Raw genomic sequence first — 4,924 nt, 5'->3', positions numbered from 1 at the left:
ACCGCCATCAAGCTGTCCGCGTCGGCGATCTTCTTCGCGTAACGGGGTTGCAGGGGCGTCATCGTCAACAGGAAGCCGCAACGCTCATTCACAAACCGGATGATGTCGGCAATGTCGCGTAGCGCGCAGCTTCGCGTAGAAGCTTTCCTGCTGTGTGGCGTTTTTGTCGGTTCTGTCGCGATAAGGAATTAAGGGCGATGAGGGTGGCGAGAGCGCCGCGGTCATATGGCCAAGGAATAGAACTGCTCGGCGGCCGACGGACTGCTCCCCTTGGGGATAACCATCTGCCCTTTGCGGATCATCCGCATGGTCTCGATGCCACCGAGGACGATGCGAGCGCAGCGAAAATTCTGGAACCCCTACATCGGCCTGACCCGGCGTTTGATGCCACGGTGGTCCTGCTCAACGAGGTTATTCAGATACTTGTTCTGCCTGATCTTGATCGGCGTTTCCCGCTCAGCATTGATCGCCTGCATGGCCGCGAGGTTCGCGCCACTCTTGTCCACCGTGACGGTCTTTGGCGCACCGTTCTGGGCGATGGCCTTTTCGAAGAAGCGCCGGGCAGCGGCAGTGTCTCGGCGCGCGCGCAACAGGAAGTCAATGGTCTTGCCGGGCTTGTCCACGGCCCGGTAGAGATACTTCCACTGGCCCTTGACGAGGAGCGGAGTAAGAGACAGGGCGTAGTCGAACTATTTCCCTGCCTCTCCTCCCCGAACCGGACGTGCGCCTCTCAGCGCATCCGGCTCTCCGCTGAAGTGTCGTTTCGAAAAGGCGACACCGTTCCACCGTGCCGCCAGTTTGCTTTGTATTTCACTGATTATCGAAGGTCTTCACCTCGCTACAGTCAGTTAATTCAACCAGGCAAACCACTTCAACTTCCCCCCTTCGCCATGTAGCCGGCTTTCCCGGCCTCGGACTACTACGGAGACTCCGCCAGCTTGCACATCATTGGGAGGCACACTCCCTTAACATCTGTGCAAGCCTTCCCCAGTTCACATGCTGGACTCAAGCGCACGGGCGAGACTGCCTGTCGCAGTCTTTATCCTTGCTTGCCGCAAGTCGTCGCGAATACCACGGCCTAGCTGCGCGCTCTCCATGGCTCCGTGCTGATGGGCCTACATGGCCAGTCAGCATTCGCGTTGCCGGGCCGTACATATGATCGGCAACAATTCGCGTCCTGCCTATTAAGCGGTGTAGGCAGGGGTGACGATTCAACCCTCAGATGCGTTCAAACAGGTTCGTGTTCCTCAACCGTCCCATGCTCAGCCTAGAGGCTCATCTTGGCGTAACCGCTTCGCCGCAAGCCCCGTTTCCCACGGACTTCGTCACCGTGCCAGTGTCGGCAAGTCACCGCCGCTTCGGCTCACTTCCTCTCGCAGCAGAAGAAGGGCATACCCGGTACTACAACAGCAACTTCTCCGGGTTTTGCATTCCAACTATGCTCAAGCAACTTCACCCCCATACAGGCGGGCTACGTTGGCTGGGCGTACTGTAGGTCTCGTCCATGCGCCAGCTGTTGCCTACCGGGCGCTGGAGCCGAGGAAAGGCCTTCTCGAGCACCGGCAGCAGCTTGATCACCCAGCGATGCACCGTGGAATGATCCACCTCGATGCCGCGCTCGGCCATCATCTCTTCCAGATCCCGCAAGCTCAGCGAGTACGCTGCGTACCAGCGCACGCACAGCAGAATCACGTCCACCGGATGGTACAGGCGCTTGAGGACATTGGCAGCAATGCCGTCTGGCAGGCTCCTGCGCGGCGTCTTCGCTGGCTTATTCGTCTGCTGACTTGCAGTTTCCAAAACCGGCCATTCTACTTCCCGTTATCGCGACAGAACCTCACCGGTCGCCTCGCTTGCGCTCAGCGGACACTGATCATACCCACTCGCATTCACTGATGGCATAAAAATTGCTGCAAGGTAAGCCGACGACGTAACCTATACATAGTCAAGGCCAAACATCCATGCAAAAAATTGTCACCATCTTTCTGCTTCTAATTTCCTACTGCACGTTGCTATCGGCTGCTGACAACCAAGGGAACGGAACCATACACCCCCCCTTTGCTCTTACCCCCTCAGACTTTCAGCGGGCTCTCACAGTTCGCTATCAATACTCGGATAAAATTGTCAATTTTGTCGATACCCCCCCTTTCTGGCTTTCGCCCGAGACCCTTGCCTACCGACGGACGACACATGGTGAGCGCCAGTTCATTAAATTCAATATCAAAACCGGGAAGAAGCAACAGGCTTTCGATCATAGCCGCCTTGCCGAAGCATTAAATAAGGCGGCCTCCTCGAATTTCCGAGGCACTTCGCTGCCCTTTGACCGCTTCGAAATCGGACAAGACGGCCACCAGTTGCTGTTCTCCATTGATTCCGTTCAGTGGAGTTGCGATCTTTCAAGCTACATCTGCACTAGAATCTCTGAGGGCGAAATCTCGTCATTTCATAACGACTTCACGCCAACGGCTGAAAGCGATAATCGAATAACAAGCGATTCACCGGACGGCAAGTGGAAAGCATATATCAAAAACTACAACGTCTTTCTAATGAGTAAGGACGGGTCAGTAAATGTACCGTTAAGTTCGGACGGGACAGAAGCGAACAATTACGTCTGCTCATCCCTAAAGTGGTCCCCTGACTCGAATCACCTCGCAGGTTACCGTGTCGCCGTCGGCCAACCGCGTCAAATTATGCTTGTCAATTCCTCAGCAACAAACCATCAAGCCAGGTATGAGCAATTAGCGTATCCCAAAGCGGGAGATATTCTTCCGCGACCGCAACCGGTACTATTCGACATAGTCAACAAGCGCATGGTCAATATCGACAATACTTTGTTCCCGAATCCTTTTGACCTTTCCGAAATTAATTGGTGGAAGAATGGGGAAGCCTTTACATTTGAGTACAACCAACGCGGCCATCAGCTCTACCGAGTAATCGAGGTGGAGGCAGCCACCGGCCGTACGCGCTCTTTGATCGATGAGGTCAGCTCCACGTTCGTCGATTATACAGATTTAAGAAATAACCAAAGAAGTGCCGGAAAACACTTTCGTTACAATGTTAATGATGGAGAGGAAATTATCTGGGCATCCGAGCGCGATGGATTTGAACATCTGTACCTCTTTAATGGCCGTACTGGTGTTTTAGAAAACCAAATCACCAAAGGTGACTGGGTTGTCCGCGCGGTGGACCACATCGATCCGGTCAGAAGGGAAATTTGGTTTGAAGCAAGCGGAATGAATTTCGGTGAGGACCCTTATTTCGTTCATGCCTACCGAATTGGCTTCGACGGAAAGGGGCTGACATCACTTACGCCAGAACCGGCCAATCATCACATCGAGTTTTCTCCGGACGGTAGATTCTACGTCGACCTCTGGTCGCGTATCGACCTTCCCCCACGCATGGCGCTTTTCCGGTCTAGAGACAACGCTAAACTGATGCAGATCGAGAGCACCGACATCTCCCAACTCGAATCTAATGGATGGAGAGCACCAATCAATTTTGTTGCCAAAGGGCGCGATGGTAAGACCGATATTTGGGGAATCATTCATCTACCAGATAGATTCGATCCACATCTGAAGTATCCTGTGGTGGAGGATATATATGCCGGCCCGCAAGGCTCTCACGTCCCAAAGTCATTCACAACCACAACAGAGCCCCTTACCCAGTTGGGTTTTATCGTTGTGCAAATCGACGGAATGGGCACTAACAACCGTTCACGCCTTTTCCATGACGTCGCGTGGAAGAATCTGAAAGATGCAGGCCTTCCCGATCGCATTCTGTGGCATAAGGCGGCTGCCTCTCTATATCCCTGGTACGACATCTCGAATTTGGGAATCTTCGGTACATCAGCTGGCGGCCAGAACGCCGTTGATGCACTGCTATTCCATTCGGACTTCTATAAGGTTGCGGTAGCCAACAGTGGTTGCTATGACAACCGTATGGACAAGATATGGTGGAACGAACAGTGGATGGGCTGGCCCGTCGGCATTGAATACTCACAGTCCTCCGCCATCGACAATGCCGACAATCTGCACGGCAAACTTATGCTTGTTGTGGGCGAAATGGACCACAATGTCGATCCGGCCTCCACCTTTGCGCTCGCCGACAGTCTCATTAAGGCGGGAAAGGAATTCGAAATGGTCTATGTGCCTGGTGCTGATCATGGAGCCCCCGGTATCTTCACCGAGCGTAAGCTCATGGATTTCTTCGTTCGCAATGTTTTCGGGCAAGATCCGCCTAGTTGGAATGCCACATCGACGCATTTTCCGTCGAGTTGATGACCCTTTATACTGATCGCTGTGACATTGAGTTCGTAGGATTTTTCTATAGTCACATTCAATCGTTTACGTTGGGCTCAGGACTGCTATTGTTTGCCTTCGTTGAATGCAAGCCCGCAAGATTCGTGTGGGAGACCGGCGCAGTGTCATCGCCGGTCGCTGAGCGTCGCCGTCGTTCAGGCGCTACGCCGAAAGCAGTGGGGTCAATGCCTTTGCGCGTTGGCGATCGTACTCGCTCTGGCGCTTGAAAAATTTCTCGCCTCAGCGGTCTTGGACCTGAGGATTGAAAGTGGCACGGCCATTGGGATGCCAACGAGATCATTCGCTTGTAGGGGTTATAAGCTGGAACCGCCGATTTTTCCGAAATCCTTCGAATTCAATAGGTTAGCGGCTATTTTCGGGCGGCAAAGGCCTGATCCATATCCCTCGCACGCTGGATTTCGTCGCCGTGCAGGTACATCGATGTCGTCGCGATCGATGCATGGCGCAGGTTGTCGCGCACGCTGGTCAGTTTGGCCCCGCTAGCGAGTCGGGTCTGAATAATTCGTTTTCGGCGACGACGCCGTTCATGGTGTCGAAGCGGAAGCCGCGGAGCGGTTGAGCAATGCGACAAGTACAAGGACGTAAAAACGCCGCAGCTTTCTGAG

The 4,924-nt window shown here is 53.8% G+C and carries 1 protein-coding gene and 3 pseudogenes; 1 reads left to right on the top strand and 3 read right to left on the bottom strand.

Annotation, left to right across the window (positions count from 1 at the left end; translation table 11 throughout):
• Positions 1-221 precede the first annotated feature (221 nt).
• Positions 222-668 (bottom strand): annotated as a pseudogene (locus AB3X94_RS41165) (IS6 family transposase); the annotation flags it as partial.
• 823 nt (positions 669-1,491) lie between these two features.
• Positions 1,492-1,734 (bottom strand): annotated as a pseudogene (locus AB3X94_RS41160) (IS6 family transposase); the annotation flags it as partial.
• Between the two features lie 227 nt (positions 1,735-1,961).
• Here AB3X94_RS41160 and AB3X94_RS41155 point away from each other — a divergent pair.
• Complete coding sequence (locus AB3X94_RS41155; RefSeq protein ID WP_368614422.1) at positions 1,962-4,277, top strand: DPP IV N-terminal domain-containing protein; 2,316 nt, start codon at positions 1,962-1,964, stop codon at positions 4,275-4,277.
• A gap of 391 nt (positions 4,278-4,668) precedes the next feature.
• Here the strand turns inward: AB3X94_RS41155 and AB3X94_RS41150 are convergent.
• Positions 4,669-4,924, bottom strand: a pseudogene (locus tag AB3X94_RS41150) (hypothetical protein); the annotation flags it as partial.

Source organism: Paraburkholderia sp. BR10923 (assembly GCF_040948765.1).
Taxonomy (GTDB): domain Bacteria; phylum Pseudomonadota; class Gammaproteobacteria; order Burkholderiales; family Burkholderiaceae; genus Paraburkholderia; species Paraburkholderia youngii.
Note: the sequence above shows the minus strand (reverse complement) of the source record. Positions and strands in the feature narration are given on the sequence as shown.